This is a genomic window from Bartonella sp. AP4SXKL, from assembly GCF_042195845.1.
In the GTDB taxonomy this organism is placed as follows: domain Bacteria; phylum Pseudomonadota; class Alphaproteobacteria; order Rhizobiales; family Rhizobiaceae; genus Bartonella.
On the sequence record NZ_JBHIPA010000006.1, the window covers coordinates 1 to 25,143 of the forward strand.

The window sequence follows — 25,143 nt, forward strand, 5'->3', positions numbered from 1 at the left end:
ATATGTCTGAAAATGGAAGATTTCGCTCTAACGTATCTGCAACGAGTGCTGGGGGACATTGGGGTGTAGGTGCTGGAATTACTCTGAGGTTGAGATGATAATAGAAAAAATGGCTGTTATTGTAAAAACGAGAAGTATGTTAGTAAAGGTTCTGCTGTTTGCTCTTGCCTTAATAGGCAAGAGCGAAAGCTTTGCCAACGAGAACAATAATATTTATACAGTGCATCCACCGCACTTATCGATACCTAAGGGAGAACCTGGCGAAACACGTCGAATTATTATGCAGTTTTATGATTGGACTTTGATTTGTGACGAAAAACAAAAGCTTAAACATAAGCAAGGTATATGTAATGTGACACAGACGGTTCATGATCAAGAAGGAAATACCATTTTTAGTTGGTCTCTTGTTTCTACGACAAGTGGTCAAGCAGTGATGCTTTTTCGAACATTGCCAAATTCTGATATAAATGTTCCGATTCAAATGTTTGTAAAAGGTGTTAAAAAACCTGTTCTTATTAATTATACGCAATGTAATGAAACGGTTTGTTTGGCACAATCACCTGTAGGGCCGGTTTTGACTAAACAAATAGAGCAGAACAATAAGGTACGTATTTCCTATAAAACTAAAGAAGGTAAGGTATTTTCTTTTACTGTACCATTTAAAGGGTTAAATGCAGCACTTAATTCTTTCCGTCCTTAGAATTCATCGAGTATTTTTAACAAGAGTCATTTTTCCATAAATTGTTGTATTATATTTCTGAGTGTAAATTATAAGGTCAAATAAGTAAGAAGTTTTATATAATATGATATCGAGGTGATTTATTGGAAAGAGTGAGAGTTTTATGAATATAAAGTCACAGTAAGTTATTTATATGTAATAGAAAATAAAGTTAGTGTTTCCCGTAATGCTTAAAGAATGATTTCGTTAGTTATTAAAAGTAAAAAAGATTAGAAATACTCGATTTATTCCTTACAATAATGAGTAGACTAAATTCTTTTTTTAAGCTTAAAATGGATTTTTAAAGCGGTCTGATTAAGCATTAATATTTTTCAGATAAATTTATAATTCTAGAGTTTTTTTTGAACGATAGTTTTTATTGGTATTCACGAAATAACAGCTATTGTAATTGCATTTTGTAGTACTACGGAACTTTTATTCCAGCATAATCAAAGCCATTTCATTGCATATAACAAACGAGGTTTGTGTGTGGATAACAAAAAAAATTTTTTTCTTATAAACCGTACTAATGTATAGGTTGTTGTAACCTTAAGAGTCAGCAAATAGTATGATAGTGTAGGTTTGTTACAATAGAGGTGTGCTCCGTGTGAATGGTATCAAGAAAAGAGCATAATTTATAAAAATTGATGTGAACGTAAACGATTAATTTATAGTTTTAAGTTCATAAAGAGATGCATGATTTCACGGAAACAACCGAAAGATTATACAAAAAACTGAATGATGTTAGTGTAGAAAATTTTAATGATAGAAAAAGAAAGAATGATTTCTTGTATATATCATTTGATGCTGCATTATTGCTTTATTTAGGAATGAGCAGAAGAGTTTTCGCGTTTATTTATTGGGGGACGCTCAAGGGATAAGGGACATGACCCCGTTAAATTATGGTTCAAAAGAGTTAAAGCAAGGAGAAATATACGATACCAAAGCAGATCAGTTGTATGATCAGTGCGGTAGTAATACAAATAATCTTTCTGCATTGTCACGAACAGAGGCATACTCTGTCCTTGTTGATATAAAGAGACAACAGAGAAAAAAACATTATGAACAGAAACAGGTTTTTGTTCAATCTGAGGCAGCTTTTGAGTTTCATAATCAGATAATGATAGGTGCTCAAAAAACAAAAAAACTCAAAGCACCTTTTCTTCGACGGTTCCATCCAGTAAAATCTCCACCTCTTTATGCGGCACTTGATCTCGGAACAAATAATTGTCGTCTTCTTATCGCATCTCCCAGTAAACCTGGATATTTTCGTGTTGTTGATGCTTTTTCTCGTATTGTACGATTGGGAGAAGGTTTAATAAATAACGGTTTTCTTAATACACAAGCTATGGATCGTGCGATTGAAGCATTAAAGATTTGTCATTTAAAGCTAAAACAAAGGCATATTAAGCGTTATCGCTTGATTGCAACGGAAGCTTGTCGTTCTGCAGAAAATGGTAGACATTTTATTCAGCGTGTTTTGGAGGAGACAGGTCTTGAATTGGAAATTGTTGATCGGCAAACAGAAGCGCGTTTTGCTGTTACAGGGTGTAGTACACTTGTTGAACCAAATACTGACGCAATTGTGCTTTTTGATATTGGAGGAGGATCATCAGAAATTGTGCTACTGGATGTTTCTCAAAAGCGTTCTTTTCGTTTAGCTCGACAAATTATCGCTTGGACTTCTCTTCCTGTTGGTGTTGTTACGCTTGCTGAACGTTTTGGAGGGAATGATATTAGCTTAGACGATTTTGAAAAAATGAAAAGCTATGTGCGAGGGTTATTAAATAATTTTTCAGATCGTCATAAATTAGGAGAGTTAGCACAAGGTTCGAAGTTTCATCTTTTGGGAACCTCCGGTACGGTTACGACTTTAGCAGGAATGTATCTTAATTTAGAGCGTTATGATAGGAAAAAAGTGGATGGCATTTGGATGAATGATGCAGACATTACACTTATGACACAACGCCTATTATCATGGGATATAGAAAAACGTGTCATAAGTCCTTTTATTGGACGCGAGAGAGCAGATTTAGTTTTAGCTGGTTGTGCAATTTTAGATGTTATTCGGGAAGTTTGGCCAAGTCAGCGTTTAAGAGTTGCTGATCGTGGATTAAGGGAAGGAATTTTGATAGAGCTGATGTTACGCGATGGAGTATGGTGTCGTCATAGAAAGAGCAGAGATTTCAAGCGTTAGAGAATTAAATATGGAGACAATGAATAACGATGAAAAAAACAACAAAAACACCAAGAGGTGGCTATGGAGGTTCAGGGTCACATGAATTATATCAGCGCGTAAAAAAGAAAGCAGGAACCATTAAAGCTTCATCACGACGATGGTTAGAGAGGCATCTGAATGATCCTTATGTCCATCAATCAAAAGTAGATGGTTATCGTTCGCGTGCGGCTTATAAACTCATTGAAATTAATGAGCGCTATAGGTTTTTGAAAAAAGGCCAAAAGGTTATTGATCTAGGAGCAGCACCTGGAGGCTGGTGTCAGGTGGTTGAGCGTATAGTAGGGTCAAGTGATGAGGATCCTAGCGTTGTTGGTATTGATTATTTACATGTTGATCCATTGCCTAGAGTTGCCATGTTGGAAATGGATTTTTTGCATACAGATGCACCGCAGAAATTAATTGAAACTTTAGGGACAAAACCGGATGTGGTTCTTTCTGATATGGCAGCGCCAACAACAGGTCATCGTCAGACGGATCATTTAAGAACGATTTATTTATGTGAAGTTGCGGCTGATTTTGCTCTTTCGGTTCTCAAGCCTGGGGGATATTTTTTAGCAAAGGCTTTTCAAGGGGGAGCAGAAAACACTCTTCTTGCAAGATTAAAACAGCATTTTAAAAAAGTCTACCATGTTAAACCACCCGCAAGCCGATCAGAATCAGTAGAGCTTTATCTTCTAGCACTTGAATTTAAGGGAAAAACAAAAGTACAAGAATAGCACCTTCTTTTAAGAAGACTTAATTTTACTTAACCTATTTAAATGCGATGATTTTTTTCTCAAAGAGTTATCAGCGATAGTGACAGTTTTTCTGTTATCAATGATGAAAAACTGGTAAAATTAATGTATTGCCTATAGAGGTAGAGAGATTGATTCCTCAGTGAGTGTTTCCAATGAAATTTCTTGATCAAGCTAAAGTTTATATTCGTTCTGGTAATGGAGGTTCTGGAGCAGTATCATTTCGCCGTGAAAAATTCATAGAATTTGGGGGGCCTGATGGAGGGAATGGAGGACGGGGTGGTGATGTCTGGGCTCTTGTTGTTGATGGACTTAACACGCTGATTGATTATCGGTACCAGCAGCATTTTAAAGCAAAAACAGGGGGACATGGCAAGGGGCGTAATATGACGGGTGAGAAGGGTGATGATGTCATCCTTAAAGTTCCGGTTGGGACGCAAATTTTTGAAGAAGATAATACAACGTTAATATGTGATTTAACGGAAGTGGGACAGCGCTATCGCCTTGCAAAAGGAGGGAATGGCGGTTTTGGCAATCTTCACTTTACAACATCGACAAATCGGGCACCGCGTCGTGCAAATCCAGGTTTGTCTGGAGAAGAGCGTGCAATATGGCTTCGTTTGAAGTTAATTGCTGATGCGGGGCTTGTTGGTTTACCAAATGCTGGAAAATCAACTTTTTTAGCTTCTGTAACGGCTGCAAAACCAAAAGTTGCAGATTATCCTTTTACCACTCTACATCCTCATCTTGGTGTTGTACGTATTGATGGTCGTGAATTTGTTTTGGCTGATATTCCAGGATTAATTGAAGGAGCGCATGAAGGTGTGGGAATTGGAGATCGTTTTTTAGGACATGTGGAACGTTGTCGTGTCCTCCTTCATTTGATTTCTGCTCAAGAAGAAGATGTTGCAAAAGCATATCAAATTGTGCGTCATGAACTTGAGGCATATGGAAATAATCTAAGTGATAAAACTGAAATTGTAGCTTTAAGCCAGATAGATACTCTGACAATTGAAGAGCGTGAAGCTAAACGGGAAGCTTTGCAAAGAGCAGCGGATCAACCAGTTATGATGTTTTCTGCGGTTAGCCGCGAAGGTTTAGAAAATGTGCTGCGTGCTGGTGCACATATTATTGAAATGTCACGCAAAGAGGAGATCAGTGGGGATAGCAAGGTTGATTGAGATGGCTGTTGGATCGCAAAAACTTACACACTATAAACGTATTGTGGTCAAGATTGGATCTGCCCTTTTGGTTGATCCTCAGGCAGGTTTACGGGTTGAATGGCTTAAAAGCTTGATCAATGATGTTGTTGAATTACACAAAGGAGGCGTAGAGATATTATTGGTGTCTTCAGGTGCTATTGCTTTAGGAAGGACATTGCTACAGCTTCCTAAGGGGGCTTTGAAATTGGAAGAAAGCCAGGCATGTGCTGCTTTGGGGCAAATTGAGTTAGCAAAAACCTATGGTGATGCGCTTGCTCAACATGGGCTCAAAACAGGCCAAATTTTGCTCACTTTATTTGATACGGAGGAGCGAAGGCGTTATCTCAATGCACGTGCAACGATTGAGACGCTTTTATATTTGGGAGCTGTGCCTGTTATTAATGAGAATGATACTGTTGCAACAACTGAAATTCGTTATGGTGATAATGATCGTTTAGCTGCACGTGTGGCAACAATGGTGAGGGCAGATCTTTTAATACTTTTATCCGATATTGATGGTCTTTATACAAAGTCTCCCCATAGTGATCCTACGGCTGAATTTATACCTTTTGTTGCATCCATTACGCATGATATCGAAAAAATGGCAGATGTTGCTGCTTCAGAGTTTTCACGGGGAGGAATGAAGACTAAGCTTGAAGCCGGAAAAATAGCTAATGCTGCTGGAACGGCGATGATTATCACCTCAGGCAAGCGTATGAATCCTCTTGCTGCAATTGACAAAGGTGAACGCAAGAGTTTTTTTGCGGCAAGTAAGAAATCTGTCAATGCTTGGAAAACATGGATTTCTGGTCATTTAGATCCATCTGGTGTTTTGACGATTGATCAAGGAGCCATTAGGGCTCTTGAATCAGGAAAATCATTATTAGCTGCAGGGGTTATTGGCGTTGAGGGAAATTTCCAGCGTGGGGATACGGTTGCAATTGTTGGTACAGATGGAGTTGAGATTGCGCGTGGACTTGTAAGCTATGACAAAGATGAGGCTGTACGCATTATAGGACATAAAAGTGAAGAAATCGAAGCTATTCTTGGGTATGAGGCGCGCTCTGCTATGGTGCATCGTAATGATATGATTGTACGTTGCTTGACCAATACTGTTTAAAAAAGTTACTTTTGTTTTTATTGTTTTGGCAGAGTGGATGTTACGATGACTTTAGAAGAAAAAATGAAAGATATGGGACAAAAAGCACGCTATGCCGCTGCAGCATTGGCTATTGCTTCTTCTGAGCAAAAGAACAATGCATTAGAAATGATCGCTTTAAGTCTAGAGGCTCAGTCAGATGAAATTTTACGGGCGAATTGTCAAGATTTAGAGAATGCTGCTCAGAATAATTTGAAAGCTGCAATGATTGATCGGCTAAAATTAGATGATTTGCGTTTACGTGCAATGATAGACAGTGTTCGCCAAGTTGCTCGTTTATCTGATCCTGTTGGACAAGTGATGGATGAATGGACGCGTCCAAATGGGCTTCATATAAGTCGTGTACGAACACCTCTTGGTGTGATTGGCATTATTTATGAAAGTCGTCCCAATGTTACAGTTGATGCGAGTTCTTTGTGCTTAAAAGCAGGTAATGCTGCGATTTTGCGCGGTGGTTCGGATAGCTTTCATTCTTCTCATGCTCTTCATTTAGCTTTGGTACAAGGTTTAGAGCGCTCTGGTTTACCCAAAGATGCTATCCAAATGGTTGGAACGACAGATCGTGCTGCCGTTGGGGAAATGCTCAAAGGATTGGATGGAGCGATTGATGTGATCGTACCACGTGGTGGAAAGAGCCTTGTTGCCCGCGTTCAGTCTGATGCACGTGTTCCAATTTTTGCTCATTTGGAGGGACTTTGTCATATTTATATTGATAAATCGGCAGATTTAGATATGGCACGCAATATTGTTTTAAATGCAAAGCTGCGGCGAACAGGGATATGCGGTGCTGTTGAGACAGTTCTCATTGACAGCCAAGCATTAAAAAAATTTCTTCCTGTTTTAACTGCTTTACAGGAAAAGGGGTGTGAAATTCGTGCCACAGAAGATATTGTTTTTCTTATGCCAGATGTCAAATTAGCTTCTGAAGAAGATTGGTCGCATGAATATCTTGATGCTATTCTTTCTGTTAAAACGGTTGAGGGTGTTGAGGGAGCCATTGCTCATATCAAGCGTTATTCATCAGGACATACGGAATCGATTATTGCTGAGGATTTGGAAGTGGTGAAGAATTTTTTTAATCATTTAGATTCAGCTATTTTATTACACAATGCATCTACACAATTTGCTGATGGAGGTGAATTTGGTTTTGGAATGGAAATTGGTATCGCAACAGGAAAAATGCATGCACGTGGTCCCATAGGTGTTGGACAGCTAACATCATTTCAATATCACGTTAAAGGAAATGGTCAGGTTAGAGCTTGAGAACACCATTTTTTCCATGGAAAAATTGTATGCCACATGTTGAAAGATCTAATGTTGTGGGTCTTTTTGGTGGTTCCTTTAATCCACCGCATGCGGGGCATCTTCTTGTTGCAAAAATTGCCATTCGGCGTTTGCATCTTGATCAGTTATGGTGGATGATCACTCCAGGAAATCCTTTAAAGGATTGTACACAGTTGCTCCCTTTAGAGGAGAGAATGCGATTAAGTTTTAAACTTATTGACCATCCGAAAATTCGCTTGACAGGTTTTGAAAAAGCTATAGGGAGCAAAGTATCGGTAGATACGATTTTTCATATTCTTACTCATTACAGTGGCGTAAATTTTGTATGGATTATGGGGGCAGATAGTTTTGCGACGATACATCATTGGTATCGATGGCATGATATCGTCTCTATGCTTCCTATTGCGATTATTGATCGTCCTTTAGGCAATCGGTCAGCACTTTCCTCTCCTATGGCACATATTTATCGCCGTTTTCGTTTGGATGAGAGAAAAAGTAAGCGATTACCTTTTATCAAGCCACCAGTTTGGACTTATTTGCATGGACCTTTATCTTTTCAATCTTCAACAAACCTTCGTTTGAAGAAGAATGATTTTTCTTGAACATTTCATAAGATTCTGTTTCTCTTTAGAGAAGTCTCTTTTTTAGATTCCACAACGATAAGAAAGGATATTGATCTGAAAAACATTGCACACAAACACTCTTACGATACTATGCCTTCAAAAGAAAAAAAAGTTTTTTCTGTTAGTGAGAGTCTTGAAGTTATTCTCAAGAGTTTAGAAGATACAAAAGCAGAAGATATTGTTGCTATTGATATTCGAGGGAAGTCATCTTTGGCTGATTATATGGTCATAGCTTCAGCAAATTCGCAGCGTCATGTATCGTCTGTTGCTGATCATTTATTACATACTTGGAAAGATAGTGGGCAGGGGCTTGCGCGTGTAGAAGGGCTTGCTGGAGGTGACTGGGTATTGATTGATACAGGTGATATTATCATTCATCTTTTTCGTCCAGAAATTCGTCTTTTTTATAATTTAGAAAAAATATGGATGACGCCGGATTTAAACGATACGGCTTTGCTTCTCTTCGGAGATCATTAAAATGCAAATTTCTATTTTTGCGGTTGGTCGTATGAAAAGTGGGGCGGAGCAAAAATTAGTTCAGCATTATTTGGATCGTTTTTCTAAAATTTCTGGAGATGTAGGCTTTCATTTAAAAAAGTTACAAGAGATACCAGAAAGTCGTGCTCAAACAGTTTATCAACGTATGGAGGAAGAGGGGAGAAAACTTATTGAATTTTTACCTGAAAAATGTCGATTAATTGTGTTAGATGAGCGTGGAGAATCGATTTCGTCAATTTCTTTTTCTGAAAAATTGAGGCGTTATCGTGATGAGGGCATTCGAGATGTCGTCATTGCTTTGGGAGGACCTGATGGGCATAATGAACAAATAAGGAAGCGTGCTGATTTTCTTTTATCTTTTGGTTTGATGACGTGGCCACATCAAATTGCACGTATTCTTCTTACAGAACAACTTTACCGCGCTGTAACAATTGAAAATAATCATCCGTATCATCGTTTTTAATATTTTTGTTCAATTTTTAGCACTTATTTATATGTTTATTAATATTGTTTTAGCTGACACCATTTAAAGCATCTCTAATGTATACGATGAGGTGTCATGGTTTTTGCAAATGAAAAAGCTTCTTCATAGAAAGATGCTATATTTATATGAGGAGTGCGTCATATTTGTCATTCTGCTCTTGAGTATATTTTTTTGCTTTTCTGTATCGCATGCGGAAGATACAATGAGGAGTACGGAAGTCCATAAAGAATTAGGAGAAATTCGCCAAAATATTTCACTTTCGCGTGAGCGTGTTGCTTTTCTTATGCATCAAGTTGAGCATTTAAAAAAAGATCAACGTGTTTTGAGTGATGCACTCATAAAGGCGGCTAAAGAAGAACGTATAGTAGCAGATGATATTGCTAAAAGGGAAGAAAAGCTTAAAAAAATGATAGAAAAGCGGGTACAAGTCTATCAACGTTTAAAAAATCGTCGTGCTGAATTTGCGGAAGTTCTTGCAATTTTGGAGCGTATGGGATTGAATCCGCCTCCTGCTCTTATGATACAGCCAGAGGACGCGTTGGCTTCTATACGTAGTTCTGTTTTATTAGGTACCGTTATTCCTCAGATGCAAGAGAAAACACGAGATTTAACAGAAAAACTCAAGGAGTTGACCAATTTGAGTAATTCCATTACTACGGAATATAAGGCATTAAAGACAAAGCTGCAAAATCAAGCAGAGCAGCGAAAACGTCTAGAGCTTTTATTAGACCAAAAAAACAAACTACAAAAAAAATCAGAAAAAGAACTTACAGAACAGCAACAAAAAAATATTGCTCTTGCTAAAAAAGCGCAGTCTTTAGAAGAATTGATTTTAGAGCTCGACCGTCAGTCAAAACTTAGCTCTGATGCATCAGTACAGGTACGGAAAAGTTTGCAATTGTTAGAACAGTCCAATTTTGAAAGCCGAAAAGGTTCTTTACTTTTTCCTGTTTCAGGAAAAAGAATACATCACTCTAACAAAAGTTCGCAGATTACGCGCTTTGGTGAAACGATAGAAACAGAGTCAGGAGCTGTTGTTATATCACCTGTGGATGCTTTTGTTGCTTTTGCTGGGCCATTTCGTTCTTACGGACATTTAATCATTCTCAATGTTGGAAATGGTTATCATATCATTCTTACTGGAATGTCGAGAATTAATGTAAAACAGGGGCAGTTTGTTCTTTCAGGTGAGCCTCTGGGTATAATGGAAATGCAATTTATTTCAAATAGTGTTGCATTGGATATAGGAAAAACTTCTCCAATGCTTTACATTGAGTTTAGAAAGCAGGGAAAACCTGTAAATCCAACTCCTTGGTGGCAGACTGAAAAAATAAGAAGGAGCCAAAATGATTCGTAAAGTTATTCTTTTGGTCGCTGGGGTATTGCTCGGCGCCTGTTCAATGATTATGGTGCAGTCTGTTGCTGCGAATAATGAAGATAATGCATATAAAAAGCTAGCTATATTTGGCGATGTTTTTGAGCGTGTGCGTATGCAATACGTTACAGTTCCAGATGATAAAAAGCTTATTGAAAATGCTATCAATGGCATGCTCACATCACTGGACCCTCATTCATCTTATTTGAATGCTGAAGAAGCCAAGGATATGCGGGATTCTACGAAAGGAGAGTTCGGAGGTCTTGGTATTGAGGTCACTATGGAAAAAAACTTAATTAAAGTTGTTTCACCAATGGATGATACTCCCGCTTCAAAAGCAGGTATTCTAGCAGGAGACCTTATTTCAAAAATTGATGATGTACAAACGAATGGTCAAACATTGAATGAAGCTGTTAATAAGATGCGAGGTGCTCCTGGAACACCAATTACCTTAACAATTATTCGTTCTGGCGTTGATAAGCCATTTGAAGTGAAGATTGTTCGTGATATTATCAAAGTAAAAGCGGTGAAATATCGGGTTGAAGGTGATATTGGATATTTAAGAGTTATCCAGTTTTCTGAACAGACATTAAATAATCTTCTAGCGGCAATTAAAGATATCCAATCTAAAATTCCTGAAGATAAGCTAAAAGGTTACGTCCTTGATTTGCGGCTTAATCCCGGTGGGCTTTTAGATCAAGCTGTTAATGTTTCGAGTGCTTTTCTCAATAAAGGTGAAATTGTGTCGACTCGTGGGCGCAAAAAGAGTGATGTGACAAGATTTGATGCGAAGCCAGGTGATGTCATTAATGGAAAACCGCTCATTGTTCTTATTAATGGTGGTTCAGCAAGTGCTTCTGAAATTGTTGCGGGTGCACTGCAAGATCATCGTCGTGCAACAATTTTAGGGACGCAGTCTTTTGGTAAAGGATCTGTTCAAACAATTATTCCTTTGGGTGAAAATGGGGCTTTACGCTTAACAACAGCACTTTATTACACGCCATCAGGCACTTCTATTCAAGGAACAGGGATCACACCAGATATTATTGTAGAGCAACCACTCCCTGAAAAATATAAAGGTTATGATGTAAAAGTTGGTGAGTCTGCATTAAAAGGACATATCAAAGGAAAACGAGAGAGTAATAAAGGATCTGGTTCAGCTGCTTTTGTTCCCAAAGACCCTAAAGATGATATTCAATTGAATGAGGCTTATAAACTGTTACGAGGTGAAATGGCAAATGCAGCATTTCCACCAGATCCCAATAAGGATGTGTTAAAGTGAGAATTGATATCTATAGCTTGCGATTTTGAGGAATATTAAATGGATGCAGATATTAATTTGAAGATTCTTCCATATCGCAAATGTGTTGGGATTGTTGTCTTTAATCATGAGGGGAAAGTGTGGGTTGGGCGTCGTTTAATGATGCCCATTCATGCAGATGCAGATATTGACATATCTCATCGTTGGCAGCTTCCTCAAGGAGGGATTGATGAAGATGAAAAACCATTAGATGCGGCATATCGTGAACTTTATGAAGAAACGGGTATTCGATCTGTAAAGTTGATTAAAGAAGCACAAAATTGGTTCCATTATGATTTTCCACAAGAACTTATTGGGTGCACATTAACAAATAAATATCGTGGGCAAATACAAAAATGGTTTGCTTTCCAGTTTACAGGAAAGCTTTCTGAAATTGCGATTAATCCGCCACCAGATGGCAATAAAGCGGAATTCGATCAATGGAAATGGATTGATCTAGAAACCCTTCCGTTGATTGCTGTTTCTTTTAAAAAGCACGTTTATACGAAAGTTGTCAGCGAATTTCGAGGTAGCCTTAGACCATTATAAAAGCTATATGATTATGAGAAAGCTTTTTTTATTAAGATGCTTTATATTATAATAAATAATAAACATGTTTATCTTTTATGTAAAGAACAGGAATATAAAATGAAAAAGTTATTTAATTTACTTATAGTTTTTACTCTCTTGAGTATTTCATCTGTTGCATTTGCAACAAGTTCAAAGCCTCCTGCATCAAAAGATGCGGCAGCGACATTGCCAAATGGAGCTTCTTCTTTGACTGAAACCTACGGTTTGTGGACTATTAACTGTGGTATACAAGAAGGGAAAAGAATTTGTTTTATGCACCGTCAAGAAGTAAATGAGCAGGGGCGTGTTGTTGTGGCTATGGGCCTTACTCTCGATGCTGAGGGTGTTGTATCTGGTAATTTAACAGTTCCTTTTGGCATTTTGGTTTCTAAACCTGTTCGTTTACAAGTTGATGAGGGAAAAGCTGTTATCGAAACCGGTATCCGGACTTGTGTACCAGCAGGTTGTGTGGTTCCTGTCGTTTTTGACAAAAATCACGTAGCAGCTTTACGTTCTGGAAAACAGTTAAAGTTGGCGATGACAATTGCTGCTGCAGGTGAACCAGCTTTGAATGATTTATTTGTTCAGCTAGATGGTTTTAGCAGTGCTCTTAATCGTTTGACTGCTTTGCAGAAATAATTTTAAAACTAAAAGCGGCCTTTAAAAGGCCGTTTTTAGTTTGTTTGTTTTTTATAATTAATAATTAAAACGATGAGATTTAAGATTAATCCTATAAGGGATATTCAGATTTTTTGCCGTTTCTTCTATTTTATGTGCTATTTTTAATTTTGATATTTGTTTTCTAACTGCATCGTCATTAAATAGAGAGATGAAGAATTTAGATGTCTGGTTTTTATTCAAGAAAAAAGAGTATTGAAATATAAAACCATTTTTTGATACACAGACCTGCTTTAATGAAGGTTTTCTATACGCTCTTCTGTTTCCTTGATTGAAAGGGATGACGCATGATTTATGCATTGCTTCGAACGATTGATTTGATTTTTGAGATTTATATTGATATTTTAATCGCGAGTGTCATTTTTTCTTGGCTTTATGTCTTTAATATCATAAATTCGCGCAATCGCTTTGTTGTTTTGATAGGAAGCTTTCTATATCGTCTTACAAATCCCGTTCTAAGCCGTATCCGGCGAATTTTACCAAATTTTGGAACGATTGATATTTCACCTATTGTAGTGTTCATTATTATTTATTTTATTCGTACTTTTATGTGGCGCGTTTACGCAAACATGTATGTATAGAAATATTACTTGAGGCGAATACATGTTTTATCAAGTTGATAAAAATAACTTGATTTTGTTTGTATATCTCATTCCAAAATCATCTGTTGACAAAATAATAGGGGTTGAATGTAGGGATGGTGAAAAACAATATCTGGTTATACGCCTTCGTGCTGTTCCTGAAGATGGAAAAGCGAATAAAGCTCTCATTAAATTTCTTGCGAAGCAGTGGAGAATCCCATCTTCTTCTATTTCTCTGAAAAGCGGCGCAATATCTCGCTACAAACAACTTTACTTTTCAACACATTTAGAAGAGCTAAAGCAGATATGGCAATCCTTTAGAGATTACATCTCGTAGAAAAAATAAATAACAAAGCCTATTTTTTATAGGCTTTATTTTATTAAATCGTTATATTTTGTTATTGCGCTCAACAGCTTGCTTAATTAATTCATGAGCAAAGTTTTTATCACGCCATCCTTCAATTTTAGCCCATTTTCCAGGTTCCAGATCTTTGTAATGCTTGAAGAAATGTTCAATTTGTTTGAGTGTAATCTCGGGCAGGTCTGTATAGTCATGAATATTGATATAGCGTTTTGTTAATTTTGTAGTGGGAATGGCAATAATTTTTTCATCTTTACCACCATCATCTTCCATCATTAGAGCCCCGATGGGGCGAACATTGATAACACAACCAGGCATAAGTGGACGGGTATTACAGATAAGGACATCAATAGGATCACCATCATCTGAAAGCGTATGAGGGACAAAACCGTAATTTCCAGGATAAACCATTGATGTATGAAGAAAACGGTCAACAAATAATGCACCCGACTTTTTATCCATCTCATATTTTATTGGTTGACCACCAAGGGAGACTTCCACAATAACGTTAATATCTTCTGGTGGATTTTTGCCTACGGGTATTTCCTTAATATTCATAGAGACATCCTTTCTGGAATATAGTGAGGCTCAATACAATTAAATATTTTACCAAAGAGATTATGAAATTAATTTGAAATTGATGCACGTGTTTTTTCAAAACGTTTACGTTCATTAGGATCAAGATAGAGCTTGCGGAGACGAATATTTTTAGGGGTTACCTCTACAAGCTCATCATCTTGTATCCACGATAAGGCGCGTTCTAACGTCATTTTAATGGGAGGCGTTAACTTTACGGCCTCATCTTTTCCAGAAGCGCGCATATTGGTGAGTTTTTTTCCTTTTAACACATTAACTTCTAAGTCATTATCTCGTGAGTGGATGCCAATAATCATACCTTGATAGACTTTCACACCCGCATCGATGATCATAGGTCCACGATCTTCAAGATTAAAAAGAGCATAAGCGACAGATTCACCGTTGTCATTTGAAATCATAACACCATTAACACGACCAGCAATGTCTCCTTTATAAGGTTCATAAGCATGGAAAAGGCGATTCATAATTGCTGTACCACGTGTGTCCGTTAAAAGTTCAGATTGATAACCAATGAGTCCTCGGGTTGGGGCATAAAAGACAAGGCGGACACGATTACCTCCAGAAGGACGTAACTCCACCATTTCGCCTTTACGTTCAGACATTTTTTGTACAACAATACCGGAATATTCTTCATCAACATCGATAACAACTTCTTCGATTGGCTCAAGAGTTATTCCATTTTCATCTTTTTGCATAACAACACGTGGGCGTGAAACACTAAGTTCAAATCCTTCACGGCGCATATTTTCAATGAGAACTGCAAGCTGTAATTCTCCTCGTCCTGAAACGTAGAAAGAATCTTTATCGGCTGATTCTTCAATTTTAAGAGCGACATTGCCTTCTGCTTCTTTTAACAATCGGTCACGAATGACACGGCTTGTTACTTTATCGCCTTCAGTTCCAGCAAGGGGACTATCGTTGACGAGAAAACTCATAGTAACAGTAGGAGGATCAATTGGTTGGGCAGTAAGGGGTTCATTGACAGTAGGATCACAGAAAGTATCAGCTACGGTACCTTTTTGCAGACCTGCAATCGCAACAATATCACCAGCACTTCCTTCTTCAATAGGTTGCCGTTCTAAGCCACGAAACGCTAAAATTTTTGAAATACGCCCAGTTTCTAAAAGTTTTCCATCTTGTCCAAGAACCTTGACATTTTGATTGGGTTTCAAAGAGCCAGAATGAATCCGTCCTGTAATAATTCGTCCCAAAAACGGATCCGCTTCAAGAATAGTTCCAATCATGCGAAACGGTCCTTCTGCTACACTAGGAGAAGGGACATGCTGCGTCACAAGATCAAATAAAGGACCTAATCCCTGATCTTTTGGTCCTTCAGGGGCTTCCGCCATCCATCCATCGCGTCCAGATCCATAAAGAATAGGAAAATCAAGCTGTTCATCGGTTGCGTCAAGAGCAGCGAAAAGGTCAAAAACCTCATTAATGACTTCATCAACGCGTGCATCCGGTCGGTCAATTTTATTAATAGCAACAATAGGGCGCAATCCTACTTTCAATGCTTTGCCAACGACAAATTTTGTTTGTGGCATTGGTCCTTCAGCAGCATCAACAAGTACAATAGCTCCATCAACCATATTGAGGATGCGTTCAACTTCTCCACCAAAGTCAGCGTGTCCTGGTGTATCAACAATATTAATTCGAGTATCTTTCCAAACAACAGATGTCACTTTCGCTAGGATTGTAATTCCGCGTTCTTTCTCAATATCGTTTGAATCCATCATACGTTCGCTTGTACGCTGATTATCACGGAAGTTTCCTGATTGCTTGAGAAGCCCGTCTACAAGCGTTGTTTTCCCATGGTCAACGTGGGCAATGATGGCAATGTTACGCAATTGCATAAATTTTCTTCTTTTCGTTTAATGAAATTTCATTTGAGGCAAAGTCTTTACATTCTTTGCCTGACTATTAAAAAACCTTTTACATGTTTTTTTATAATTTTGGAAGATGGAGGCAATATTTTTATGGCAAAACTATTTATCCAAGTCTTTAAGGCTCTATTGAGCTTCAATTTCTGAAGCTTCGTAAAAGTTTTTATAGTACGTATGTTCTATTCTCGAGCTAAGAATTATCCAAAAAATCACCGTCAACTTGATTTTTATCAATATGACACAAGGAATTTATATGAGCTCTTGTAAGAGTAAGTATAAAGCTAGCCATATTATTGTTGTTGTTTTGCAAAGAGATTGCTAAAAATCCGGAATATCTCTTAATCCATAGCCAATTTATTGACAACTTTACAATATTTTTATTCTAAATAAAGCTTTTTCTTATTCCATAACTTGTCAATCAAAATCCAGATCTAATGCAACCGTGTATTTGAGGTAAATATTGAGACGATTAAGAATTTTATAAGAAGTTCTAGCTTTTGTATGCCAGATTAGGGCAAGAGTTATATCTGTTTGATTTATTTATGAACTCGGAATACAGTCTTATTTAGAAAGAATATGAAGGCATCCAAAGAAAATTCCCATCTTTGCTGTTAATCCAATTTATAATTTCAAAAGCATCTAAAGTAATATCTTTTAAACCATGGAGATAGTGCATTGCCTTACTTTTGTTAATTGCACTCTCTAATAGGAGTATGCTTTTCATGCCAAACAGAACACTTTAAACAGCATATACTTTTTGTTGCATATTCATGTACTTAAGAGAGATTGCTTAACGTACACTACATCCATTCCATGATAGAGCTCATAAATGATATAATATACGCGAATAGTATACTATTAACGCCTTTGTGAAGAAATATAAAGCCTGTTGAGTATCATCATGATTATTCTTTCTCAGCTGTCAATATTGCGCCAGTTTTTGATACGAGAGAGAGAGGATATAAGAAGTATTTTATTTTTTCTTGAATAGTTTTTAGACATACACCGATCTCGTTTGTGACTGGCAAGAAGATGACTTTAATCGATTTAATATGAGAAGCTTTATGATGAGGTAAAATTACGTTATTCGGAGCTGTTATTCAAAAAAATAATAAATTATCTATAGAGCGGTGCGCTAGAAAATAAATAATAAAGCTTATTCTCTTATGGAAAGAATCTTAGGTTACATGACAAGATTTTTCCATAAGTAAGAGTTTTTACTTTACATGTTTAAAGAAGAGTTCCTGACAAAATGAGAGAAGCTACAGAAAAATAGATTATAATGCCCATGACATCTACTAAAGTTGCCACAAAAGGAGCAGAAGCACTTGCTGGATCAAATTTTAAACCTTTAAGAATAAAAGGCAACATAGATCCAGAAAGAGAACCAAAGGTAACGATTCCAACTAAAGCTGTACCCACTGTTGTCGAAATAGCAATCCAATGTTGGCCATAGTCGTAGATACCCAGTTTTTGCCAAAGAGCAATGCGCGTAACACCAATAATTCCTAATAAGAGACCAAGGGATAATCCTGTTGGAATTTCACGAATGATCACTTTCCACCAGTCTTTCAACGTGAGTTCACGTAAAGCCAATGCACGGATAATAAGGGATGTAGCCTGTGAGCCGGAATTTCCTCCTGAGCTCATAATGAGAGGTATGAACAGTGTAAGAATAATCGCTTTTTCGAGTTCTGTTTCGAAATGTTGCATAGCGCTTGCTGTCAGCATTTCACCGATAAAGAGTAAAGCGAGCCAGCCTCCGCGTTTTTTCATCATTTCAGGAAACTTAATTTGCATATAGGGCTTATTAAGTGCTTCCATACCCCCAAATTTATAGGCATCTTCATTCATTTCATCGACCATAGTATCAAGCACGTCATCAACGGTTACAATGCCAATGACATGGTTACTTTCATCAACTACAGGCACAGAGAGAAGATCATGGCGCTGGAAAAGGCGTGCGATATCTTCATGATGTGTGAAAGGTGATATTGTAATGGGCGAGTCATGGGTAGGGACATTAAGAATTTGTTCATCAGGTGAGGCAAGAATAAGGTTACGCAGGGAAACAGCTTTGAGAAGAGTACCTGTTTTGGGGTCAATTACATAGCTGGTATAAACTGTTTCACGTGTTCGCTCGACCTCACGAATGTGATCCAAAGTTTTTTGTATGGTCCAGTTTGAAGGAACGGCTATAAACTCTGTTGTCATCAGTGCTCCTGCTGTATGATCAGGATAACTGGTGAGTTTTTTAAGTTCAGCGCGCGTTAAGGGGTTAAGCAAGGCATAAAGTCGTGTGCGGGTTTCCTTATCCATTTCTTGAAAGACGTCTGCAGCAGCATCGGCAGACATGCCATCAAGAATTTCAACAGCACGATTTATAGGGAGAAGTTCTAGGATGGCAGCAGGTTGCTCAAGCTCTGGTTTATCAAAAAGTTCGATAACATAATCAAGAGGCAGAAGACTAAGAATAGTTACACGTTCCATGATATCGAGGTCATTGATGATATCAATAGAGTCTGCAAAATGCTGGTTCTTTAACTTTTCAGCGAGAGCTTCAGGAGAAAAATTTTTGAAGTCGAAGGCCGTTTTGATTTCAGTCATGATAAAGTACCTCCTGAAGAGTTGGAGAGTTGTAAATCTAGATAATAGATGAGATAAAAACAAAAGTTTATGGAAGATTTAAAAAAACTCCCCAGCTATATTCCCAATTGTTAATATTTGAAGTAAAGTCAAGGGTAAATTATAAGTTATAAACAAGTTTCTGAATCACTAAAACGAGAATACAGCTTAATTTGAGGATAATATAAAAACGTAAATGTAAAAATCAGTTCTGATTTTACCATCATTTCTTTAATGTAGTTTGCGATTTTCAAAAGAATCTAAAGCAATATTTTATAAAGAGTGGAGATTATGCTTTTCTCCAAGTGTTTTTGTTAATATGCAATTCTATTGTGATGTGCGAGCGAATAATCTTTATTGCTTCAATATAATATGGTTTGAATGAAAGAACTTTACGATTTTCAGGTTTTTTATTCAATAGGGTTTTGAAAGGTAGTTTTGAAACTCACGAAATAGTTTTAGTATGTTATCAATTTGTGTCGTAAAGATAATTGTTACAGTTTAAATTTATAATGGAGACATAAAGTATTATGACAAAAGCAGCAGTGCTGGACTGGAAGGGATTTTTAGGTCTTCCTGATTTTTCTTCTATAAGTGACGAAGATTTTAAACCCGCTTTTGAACAGGCACTTCAAGAAGCAGAAGAAGAACTAGAGGCAATTGCGATGGTGCAAGAACCACCAACGCTTGAGAATTTTTTGCAGCCTTTTGAGCTTTGCGGCAAAGCGCTTGATCGTGTCTGTTCAATATTTTTCTTACGCACCAGTGCTCATACGAATGTATTAATTCAACAGCTAGAGCAAGAGTTCGTTGTAAAACTTTCTCGTTATTCTTCAAAAATGATGATGGATGCGCGGATATTTGCGAAAATAGATATGCTTTATAAACAGTCGCAGTTGGGCACATTTGAGAGTGAAACAACACGTGTTCTTGAATTATGGTGGAAAAAGTTTGTTTGTCATGGGGCAAAACTCGATGAAAAAGCTAAGAAACGGCTTTTGGAAATTAATGAAAGACTTGCTTTTTTAAATGCTACTTTTGGACAAAATGTCTTAAATGATGAAGCTGAATGGATTCTGTTTTTAAAACAAACAGACTTATCTGGTTTACCGCAAGATCTCATTGCTTCAATGAAGGAAATTGCGTGTGAAAGAGGCAATGAAGAAGCGTATGCATTAACACTAGCACGTTCGATTGTTGAACCTTTTTTAAAATTCTCTGATCGTCGTGATTTGCGTGAGGTTGCATTCCAAGCTTGGGCTAAACGTGGTGAAAATAATAACAAGAATGATAATAAAACAATTATTGTAGAGATTGTTGCGCTTCGAGATGAGCAGGCTAAATTATTGGGATATAAATCTTTCGCAGATTTGAAGCTCGATAATACTATGGCTAAAAGTGTTGATTCCGTTATGGATTTGCTTATGCCTGTATGGAAGCGCGCAAGAGCGAAAGCTTCTACTGAGCAAATTGACTTACAAAATTTTGCCAACAATCAGGGCAGCAATGAATCTTTAGCTGCTTGGGATTGGCGTTATTATGCTGAAAAGCTTCGCACTGAAAAACTTTCTTTCGATAGCGCTGAGATTAAATATTATTTTCAGCTTGATCTTATGATTAAAGCGGCTTTTGGGGTAGCCGAAAAACTCTTTAGCATTACATTTGAAGAAAAAAACGCTGTTACACTTTGGCATCCTGATGCACGTTTGTGGGAAGTAAAAAAGTCTGATGGAAGTCTACTTGGGCATTTTATTGGTGATTATTTTGCACGTTCTTCAAAACGCTCCGGTGCGTGGATGAGTAGTTTGCAATCACAACATAAATTGGATGGCGGACAAAAGCCTATTATCTACAATGTTTGTAATTTTGCTAAACCACCTAAAGGGGAAGTTGCTCTTTTATCACTTGATGATGCACGTACGCTTTTCCACGAATTTGGACATGCATTGCATGGTTTGCTTTCTGATGTCACATGGCCATCTGTGTCGGGAACATCTGTTTCACGTGATTTTGTTGAGCTACCTTCTCAACTTTACGAACATTGGTTAACAGTACCAGAGATATTAAAATCTTATGCTATACATACAAAAACAGGCCATCCTATGCCACAAGAGTTGATAGATAAAGTCTTAGTAGCACAGACATTTAATGCAGGATTTTCTGCCGTTGAATTTATCTCATCAGCTTTAGTGGATATGGCTTTTCATCAAGGCGAAACAGTCACTGATCCAACAGTGTTTGAACGCCAAGAATTAGAAAAGCTGCAAATGCCTGATACAATTATTATGCGTCATCGTCCCCCACATTTTATGCACGTGTTTGCGGGGGATGGTTATGCATCTGGTTACTATTCTTATATGTGGTCGGAAGTCCTTGATGCTGATGCTTTTCAAGCTTTTGAAGAAACGGGAGATGTTTTTAATTCAGAGCTTGCTGATAAGTTGAAACGTTTTATTTACTCCGCTGGAGGAAGTCGTGATCCAGAGGAGCTTTATAAAGCTTTTCGGGGACGAATGCCTTTACCAGAGGCAATGATTAACAAACGTGGACTATAAGATATAACGGTATGGTTAACACCATGCCGTTTTCATATTATTCGAAAGGTACAGTTGCGATTTATGCAAATTTTCTCTTCATTATAGCTCTGTAAACAGAGTTTTTTATCTTATTCGCTTTTTGTTTATAGAGGAAAATAGATTTTGTATTTTAAATAGACATTATGGGAAAGAAAAATTATCAGCTCGATCTTTTTGATGCCCATTTGGTGGAAACCATGATTTTTTTATAAAACTTGACTTTCTTTTGCCTAAAAGGTGAGTGTTTTTTTGTGCCATATCATCGAGGCTCATTGGAGGCTGACGCATAATTTTACTCCGCTCTTGATTCTCTGATTCTTGTATAAGTTTTTGAATAACTTGATCGGTTGAGTAAGAATTTTCATGAGAAAAGGCATAAAAATTTGAAATATTTTTCAATGGTTTTTCTAAATAAGAGGCAAGTTTTTTCTTTCCTTCAGGGGTGAAATGCATGCCATTATTGGTGCGTAATTTGGTTATTTTTCCATTAATATCATAGCCTGAAAAAGAAAAATTTCCTGTCTCATCACTAAAGCCGCTCCAGATATCGAGAAAATACCCTCCTGCTGTTTCTGTTTCTTGTTTATAGAGCGCATTAAAAATTTTCATTTTTTGTGTCAAAAGATCATTTCCAAAAGAAGGCTGACCTATCCATATCCATGATTTTCCAGAGGCGTGAAGACTTTCAGTAATTTCGATAATTCTTTGTTTGTAGATGCGTATCCATTCTGACTGATCTGTGTTAATCATGTTATGAGAGTCTGTGATGGGTTGATTATCATTTGCACCGATCATCATGATAATAACATCGGGGCTATTTTGATCAATGAGTTTAGAAATATTGCTTTGCCAAGAATAATAATCCGTTCGAACTAAGCCGGAAGCTGGCATTGTGTTGTTCATGATAACGATATCGCTATTATTTATAAAAAATTTCTTAAGTGCATCAGCAACAGCAGAAGCTGCAAAATCCCCTATGACAAGAATGCGCTTTGCATTCTCATTTTTTAGCTTTTGTATGTTTTTTTGTGTTACGATCTTTTTTTGCGGCTTGTCTATTTTTTGTTCTATAATTTGCGGTGGCTGCTGTGTCTGTTTGTTTTGTTGTGACAACCATTTGAAGAAGTTCGTTGCTTTACTTGGGGATGGCTGTAAGATCCCCACAATAGAAAGTGAAAACAGCAATAATGTCAAGTATATCAGGCGAAAAGAAGACAAAAATTTAGTCTCCCTTATTGTTTGCGAAGGAGAAAAAGCACTTGAGATGATGGATATCCATTTGCTTTTAGACCGTGACGCAGTTGAAAAGCTTTAATTGCTTTGCGAGAAGCTGTTCCGATTTTTCCATCAACATTCCCTTTATAATAGCCCAGTGCACTTAAGCGAGATTGTAGTTCTTTACATTCCTGGAAAGTAAGAGGTTGAAAAGGTCTTTGCCAATCATTTACCAATCTAAGATGTCCAGCAATGCGATCAGCAAGAAGGCCAACAGCAAACGCATAACGATCTGCATTATTATAATGTTTCAGAACAAAGAAATTTTTTGTGACTAAAAATATAGGTCCTTTTGCTCCATCTGGATATTTTAATATTGCTTGTTCAGCTGATGTAGGAAGAGGGTGCCCATTTGCGTGTTTTACACCTAATTTTTTCCATTGTTCAAAGGAATACCAGCCTTCAGGAAGGGTTTTCCCCTGCGGCACTTTTACCTCTACTCCCCAAATAAGATTAGGTTGCCAGCCATTTTTGTGGAGAAGGTTAGCAGCAGTAGCCAGAGCATCTGGAACAGAGTTCCAGATATCACGCCGTCCATCTTGGTCCATATCAACTGCATAGGCGAGATAACTGCTTGGAATAAATTGTGTATGCCCCAATGCACCGGCCCAAGATCCAGTGAGTTGAGAGCGTTTAATTTCGCCACTTTGTAGAATTTTCATAGCAGCAATCAGCTGTGTATATGCATATTTTGCACGTTTTTTATCAGCATAGGCTAAAGTTGCAAGAGAGCGAATGGTATCACGCATTACACTTTTATTAGCTAAAACCTTCCCATAGTTGCTTTCCATTGACCAAATAGCAAGCAGAATATTGCGATCAACACCAAAACGTTTTTCAATTTGAAGAAGCCATTTGTTCCATTTTTGAGTTTGGCGTCGTCCTTCCTCAATTGCAATATCATGGACACGATTATCGAAATAGTTCCATGAAGGAGCAACAAATTCCGGTTGGTATGCGGCGCTTTTTAGAACTTCTGGATCAATGGCATTAACACCTTTAAACGCCATATGAAACGTAGAGGGGGTAATATTGTGAGCAATAGCTATTTTTTTAAATTCTTTAATCCAGTGTTTAAATCCGCTATCAGCATATGAAAGGGGTGCAAAAAACATTAAAAAAGCAGAAAAAATAACGGCAGAGCCAGTGAGAAGAGTTCTCCAAGCTATTGACTTCTCTAAAAAAGAGAAAGTCTTCAATTCTGTTTTTTGCATTTTGAAATCCCCATTAATATTCAATTCATTAGATGTGCAATAACTTTATTTTGTATTTAGTTTAATCGATAATATGATCAAGAAGAGGAAAAAACTGAAATAAATAATACGTTTTAATCCCTTCAATAAATTCTCAGACTCTTTTTACATTTTTATTGCTCATTATAATGATAATCAAAACAATAAGATATCTTTTTTACCATTTCGTAAAAACATATGATAAATAAAACAAAAAAGTTATATGAATTCATTGAGGAGGGTGAGTGTGCGTAAAATCCGGAAAGCAGTATTCCCAGTAGCAGGTCTTGGTACGCGTTTTCTTCCTGCGACAAAAACGATTCCTAAAGAAATGCTAACAGTTGTTGATAAACCTGTTATTCAATATGTTGTGGATGAGGCGAGGGAAGCTGGTATTGAGCATTTTATTTTTGTGACTGGACGTAACAAAGCAGTCATTGAGGATTATTTTGATGCGCAAGTTGAATTATACACGATACTTGCTGAATGTGGAAAGAAAGAAGATCTTGCACACTTATACCGTTTACAGCCATTACCAGGGTCAACTTCTTTCACTCGGCAACAGCAACCTTTGGGATTAGGGCATGCTCTTTGGTGTGCACGTGAATTAGTTGCAGGGGAACCTTTTGCTTTGTTATTACCGGATATGTTGATACAAGCGAAAAAGGGCTGTCTTTCTGAAATGATGAGCCTTTATGAAAAGGTGGGTGGGGGAAATATTATAGCAGTTCAGGAATGCGATCCTAGAGAAACACATAAATATGGTATTGTTGGGAAAGGCAAACAGATTGCAAATGGTTTTGAAATCACAAAAATGGTAGAGAAACCAGCACAAGGTACGGCACCATCAAATTTGTACATCAATGGACGTTATATTTTGCAGCCAGAAATTTTTAATATTCTTTCCACTCAAGAACGGGGAACAGGAAATGAAATTCAATTAACAGATGCTATGATACGGCTTTCAAATGAGCAAGATTTTTGGGGTTTGCAAGTAAAAGGGCGCACTTTTGATTGCGGTTCTAAAGCTGGTTTTATTGAAGCCAACGTTGCATTTTCTTTGGCACGCGCTGATATGCACAGCCACGTTTCTGCTTCATTGAAAAATTTACTAGAAACCATTAATGTCGAAAAGTGATATAGATC

22 protein-coding genes are annotated in these 25,143 nt (G+C 37.4%); 17 read left to right on the forward strand and 5 right to left on the reverse strand.

The window, feature by feature from the left end; genetic code table 11:
- Window positions 1-94: 94 nt before the first annotated feature.
- The 15 genes from ACFIMI_RS04190 to ACFIMI_RS04260 all read left to right on the forward strand — a co-directional run bounded on the left by ACFIMI_RS04190 (window position 95) and on the right by ACFIMI_RS04260 (window position 13,782).
- A complete protein-coding gene (locus tag ACFIMI_RS04190) occupies window positions 95-700 on the forward strand; it encodes an invasion associated locus B family protein (RefSeq protein ID WP_375611868.1) in 606 nt (201 codons plus the stop codon).
- A 904-nt stretch (window positions 701-1,604) separates the two neighbouring features.
- Window positions 1,605-2,915, forward strand: a complete 1,311-nt coding sequence (locus ACFIMI_RS04195; protein ID WP_375681320.1) for a Ppx/GppA phosphatase family protein — start codon at window positions 1,605-1,607, stop codon at window positions 2,913-2,915.
- 29 nt (window positions 2,916-2,944) lie between these two features.
- Window positions 2,945-3,673, forward strand: a complete 729-nt coding sequence (locus ACFIMI_RS04200) for an RlmE family RNA methyltransferase (protein WP_375611866.1) — start codon at window positions 2,945-2,947, stop codon at window positions 3,671-3,673.
- Window positions 3,674-3,846: 173 nt separating this feature from the next.
- On the forward strand, window positions 3,847-4,872 hold the full coding sequence (gene obgE, locus ACFIMI_RS04205) for a GTPase ObgE (RefSeq protein ID WP_375627676.1): 1,026 nt from the start codon (window positions 3,847-3,849) through the stop codon (window positions 4,870-4,872).
- A 1-nt stretch (window position 4,873) separates the two neighbouring features.
- The gene (gene proB / locus ACFIMI_RS04210; protein WP_375631102.1) at window positions 4,874-6,013 is read left to right on the forward strand and encodes a glutamate 5-kinase; all 1,140 of its coding nucleotides are present in this window, start codon (window positions 4,874-4,876) and stop codon (window positions 6,011-6,013) included.
- Window positions 6,014-6,058: 45 nt separating this feature from the next.
- Complete coding sequence (locus ACFIMI_RS04215) at window positions 6,059-7,315, forward strand: glutamate-5-semialdehyde dehydrogenase (protein WP_375611863.1); 1,257 nt, start codon at window positions 6,059-6,061, stop codon at window positions 7,313-7,315.
- Between the two features lie 29 nt (window positions 7,316-7,344).
- Entirely contained in the window at window positions 7,345-7,938 is a 594-nt protein-coding gene (locus tag ACFIMI_RS04220; RefSeq protein WP_375692273.1) for a nicotinate-nucleotide adenylyltransferase, read from the forward strand.
- Between the two features lie 111 nt (window positions 7,939-8,049).
- Window positions 8,050-8,436: a ribosome silencing factor gene (rsfS, locus tag ACFIMI_RS04225; RefSeq protein ID WP_375610572.1), complete on the forward strand. Its 387-nt coding sequence runs from the start codon at window positions 8,050-8,052 to the stop codon at window positions 8,434-8,436.
- Window position 8,437: 1 nt separating this feature from the next.
- Window positions 8,438-8,920 (forward strand): 23S rRNA (pseudouridine(1915)-N(3))-methyltransferase RlmH, encoded by a 483-nt coding sequence (rlmH, locus tag ACFIMI_RS04230; protein ID WP_375611861.1) that lies wholly within the window; start codon window positions 8,438-8,440, stop codon window positions 8,918-8,920.
- 133 nt (window positions 8,921-9,053) lie between these two features.
- On the forward strand, window positions 9,054-10,298 hold the full coding sequence (locus ACFIMI_RS04235) for a murein hydrolase activator EnvC family protein (RefSeq protein ID WP_375611872.1): 1,245 nt from the start codon (window positions 9,054-9,056) through the stop codon (window positions 10,296-10,298).
- Window positions 10,288-11,598 carry a S41 family peptidase gene (locus ACFIMI_RS04240; protein WP_273790634.1) on the forward strand — a complete coding sequence of 437 codons (1,311 nt, stop codon included), beginning with the start codon at window positions 10,288-10,290 and terminating at the stop codon, window positions 11,596-11,598. The genes ACFIMI_RS04235 and ACFIMI_RS04240 overlap by 11 nt, the downstream gene beginning before the upstream one ends.
- A 39-nt stretch (window positions 11,599-11,637) precedes the next feature.
- Window positions 11,638-12,165, forward strand: coding sequence for an RNA pyrophosphohydrolase (locus tag ACFIMI_RS04245; RefSeq protein WP_375611860.1), 528 nt, complete (start codon window positions 11,638-11,640; stop codon window positions 12,163-12,165).
- A gap of 99 nt (window positions 12,166-12,264) precedes the next feature.
- Window positions 12,265-12,825 carry an invasion associated locus B family protein gene (locus tag ACFIMI_RS04250; RefSeq protein ID WP_273790632.1) on the forward strand — a complete coding sequence of 187 codons (561 nt, stop codon included), beginning with the start codon at window positions 12,265-12,267 and terminating at the stop codon, window positions 12,823-12,825.
- A gap of 326 nt (window positions 12,826-13,151) precedes the next feature.
- Window positions 13,152-13,445: a YggT family protein gene (locus ACFIMI_RS04255; protein WP_375692274.1), complete on the forward strand. Its 294-nt coding sequence runs from the start codon at window positions 13,152-13,154 to the stop codon at window positions 13,443-13,445.
- A 22-nt stretch (window positions 13,446-13,467) separates the two neighbouring features.
- A complete protein-coding gene (locus ACFIMI_RS04260) occupies window positions 13,468-13,782 on the forward strand; it encodes a DUF167 domain-containing protein (RefSeq protein ID WP_375692275.1) in 315 nt (104 codons plus the stop codon).
- A 51-nt stretch (window positions 13,783-13,833) separates the two neighbouring features.
- Here the strand turns inward: ACFIMI_RS04260 and ppa are convergent, their stop codons facing one another.
- The 3 genes from ppa to mgtE all read right to left on the reverse strand — a co-directional run bounded on the left by ppa (window position 13,834) and on the right by mgtE (window position 18,896).
- Complete coding sequence (gene ppa / locus ACFIMI_RS04265; RefSeq protein ID WP_375613276.1) at window positions 13,834-14,364, reverse strand: inorganic diphosphatase; 531 nt, start codon at window positions 14,362-14,364, stop codon at window positions 13,834-13,836.
- A 68-nt stretch (window positions 14,365-14,432) separates the two neighbouring features.
- Entirely contained in the window at window positions 14,433-16,259 is a 1,827-nt protein-coding gene (gene typA, locus ACFIMI_RS04270; protein WP_375613277.1) for a translational GTPase TypA, read from the reverse strand.
- Between the two features lie 1,260 nt (window positions 16,260-17,519).
- Complete coding sequence (gene mgtE / locus ACFIMI_RS04275; RefSeq protein ID WP_375606748.1) at window positions 17,520-18,896, reverse strand: magnesium transporter; 1,377 nt, start codon at window positions 18,894-18,896, stop codon at window positions 17,520-17,522.
- A gap of 548 nt (window positions 18,897-19,444) precedes the next feature.
- Between mgtE and ACFIMI_RS04280 the strand changes: the two genes are divergently transcribed.
- The gene (locus ACFIMI_RS04280; RefSeq protein ID WP_375632269.1) at window positions 19,445-21,469 is read left to right on the forward strand and encodes a M3 family metallopeptidase; all 2,025 of its coding nucleotides are present in this window, start codon (window positions 19,445-19,447) and stop codon (window positions 21,467-21,469) included.
- 162 nt (window positions 21,470-21,631) lie between these two features.
- On the opposite strand, the gene ACFIMI_RS04285 is transcribed toward ACFIMI_RS04280, so the two are convergent.
- Window positions 21,632-22,708: an SGNH family hydrolase gene (locus ACFIMI_RS04285; protein ID WP_375668325.1), complete on the reverse strand. Its 1,077-nt coding sequence runs from the start codon at window positions 22,706-22,708 to the stop codon at window positions 21,632-21,634.
- A gap of 14 nt (window positions 22,709-22,722) precedes the next feature.
- Window positions 22,723-23,979 carry a lytic murein transglycosylase gene (locus ACFIMI_RS04290; RefSeq protein ID WP_375668324.1) on the reverse strand — a complete coding sequence of 419 codons (1,257 nt, stop codon included), beginning with the start codon at window positions 23,977-23,979 and terminating at the stop codon, window positions 22,723-22,725.
- A 265-nt stretch (window positions 23,980-24,244) separates the two neighbouring features.
- Here ACFIMI_RS04290 and ACFIMI_RS04295 point away from each other — a divergent pair, with 265 nt between their 5' ends.
- Window positions 24,245-25,135: a UTP--glucose-1-phosphate uridylyltransferase gene (locus ACFIMI_RS04295; RefSeq protein WP_375638353.1), complete on the forward strand. Its 891-nt coding sequence runs from the start codon at window positions 24,245-24,247 to the stop codon at window positions 25,133-25,135.
- The last annotated feature ends 8 nt before the right edge of the window (window positions 25,136-25,143 follow it).

Bases quoted from the DNA above. Each gene is read 5' to 3' on its own strand.
- ACFIMI_RS04190 (WP_375611868.1), top strand. From the start codon at position 95: ATGATAATAGAAAAAATGGCTGTTATTGTAAAAACGAGAAGTATGTTA.
- ACFIMI_RS04195 (WP_375681320.1), top strand. From the start codon at position 1,605: ATGACCCCGTTAAATTATGGTTCAAAAGAGTTAAAGCAAGGAGAAATA.
- ACFIMI_RS04200 (WP_375611866.1), top strand. From the start codon at position 2,945: ATGAAAAAAACAACAAAAACACCAAGAGGTGGCTATGGAGGTTCAGGG.
- obgE (WP_375627676.1), top strand. From the start codon at position 3,847: ATGAAATTTCTTGATCAAGCTAAAGTTTATATTCGTTCTGGTAATGGA.
- proB (WP_375631102.1), top strand. From the start codon at position 4,874: ATGGCTGTTGGATCGCAAAAACTTACACACTATAAACGTATTGTGGTC.
- ACFIMI_RS04215 (WP_375611863.1), top strand. From the start codon at position 6,059: ATGACTTTAGAAGAAAAAATGAAAGATATGGGACAAAAAGCACGCTAT.
- ACFIMI_RS04220 (WP_375692273.1), top strand. From the start codon at position 7,345: ATGCCACATGTTGAAAGATCTAATGTTGTGGGTCTTTTTGGTGGTTCC.
- rsfS (WP_375610572.1), top strand. From the start codon at position 8,050: ATGCCTTCAAAAGAAAAAAAAGTTTTTTCTGTTAGTGAGAGTCTTGAA.
- rlmH (WP_375611861.1), top strand. From the start codon at position 8,438: ATGCAAATTTCTATTTTTGCGGTTGGTCGTATGAAAAGTGGGGCGGAG.
- ACFIMI_RS04235 (WP_375611872.1), top strand. From the start codon at position 9,054: ATGCTATATTTATATGAGGAGTGCGTCATATTTGTCATTCTGCTCTTG.
- ACFIMI_RS04240 (WP_273790634.1), top strand. From the start codon at position 10,288: ATGATTCGTAAAGTTATTCTTTTGGTCGCTGGGGTATTGCTCGGCGCC.
- ACFIMI_RS04245 (WP_375611860.1), top strand. From the start codon at position 11,638: ATGGATGCAGATATTAATTTGAAGATTCTTCCATATCGCAAATGTGTT.
- ACFIMI_RS04250 (WP_273790632.1), top strand. From the start codon at position 12,265: ATGAAAAAGTTATTTAATTTACTTATAGTTTTTACTCTCTTGAGTATT.
- ACFIMI_RS04255 (WP_375692274.1), top strand. From the start codon at position 13,152: ATGATTTATGCATTGCTTCGAACGATTGATTTGATTTTTGAGATTTAT.
- ACFIMI_RS04260 (WP_375692275.1), top strand. From the start codon at position 13,468: ATGTTTTATCAAGTTGATAAAAATAACTTGATTTTGTTTGTATATCTC.
- ppa (WP_375613276.1), bottom strand. From the start codon at position 14,364: ATGAATATTAAGGAAATACCCGTAGGCAAAAATCCACCAGAAGATATT.
- typA (WP_375613277.1), bottom strand. From the start codon at position 16,259: ATGCAATTGCGTAACATTGCCATCATTGCCCACGTTGACCATGGGAAA.
- mgtE (WP_375606748.1), bottom strand. From the start codon at position 18,896: ATGACTGAAATCAAAACGGCCTTCGACTTCAAAAATTTTTCTCCTGAA.
- ACFIMI_RS04280 (WP_375632269.1), top strand. From the start codon at position 19,445: ATGACAAAAGCAGCAGTGCTGGACTGGAAGGGATTTTTAGGTCTTCCT.
- ACFIMI_RS04290 (WP_375668324.1), bottom strand. From the start codon at position 23,979: ATGCAAAAAACAGAATTGAAGACTTTCTCTTTTTTAGAGAAGTCAATA.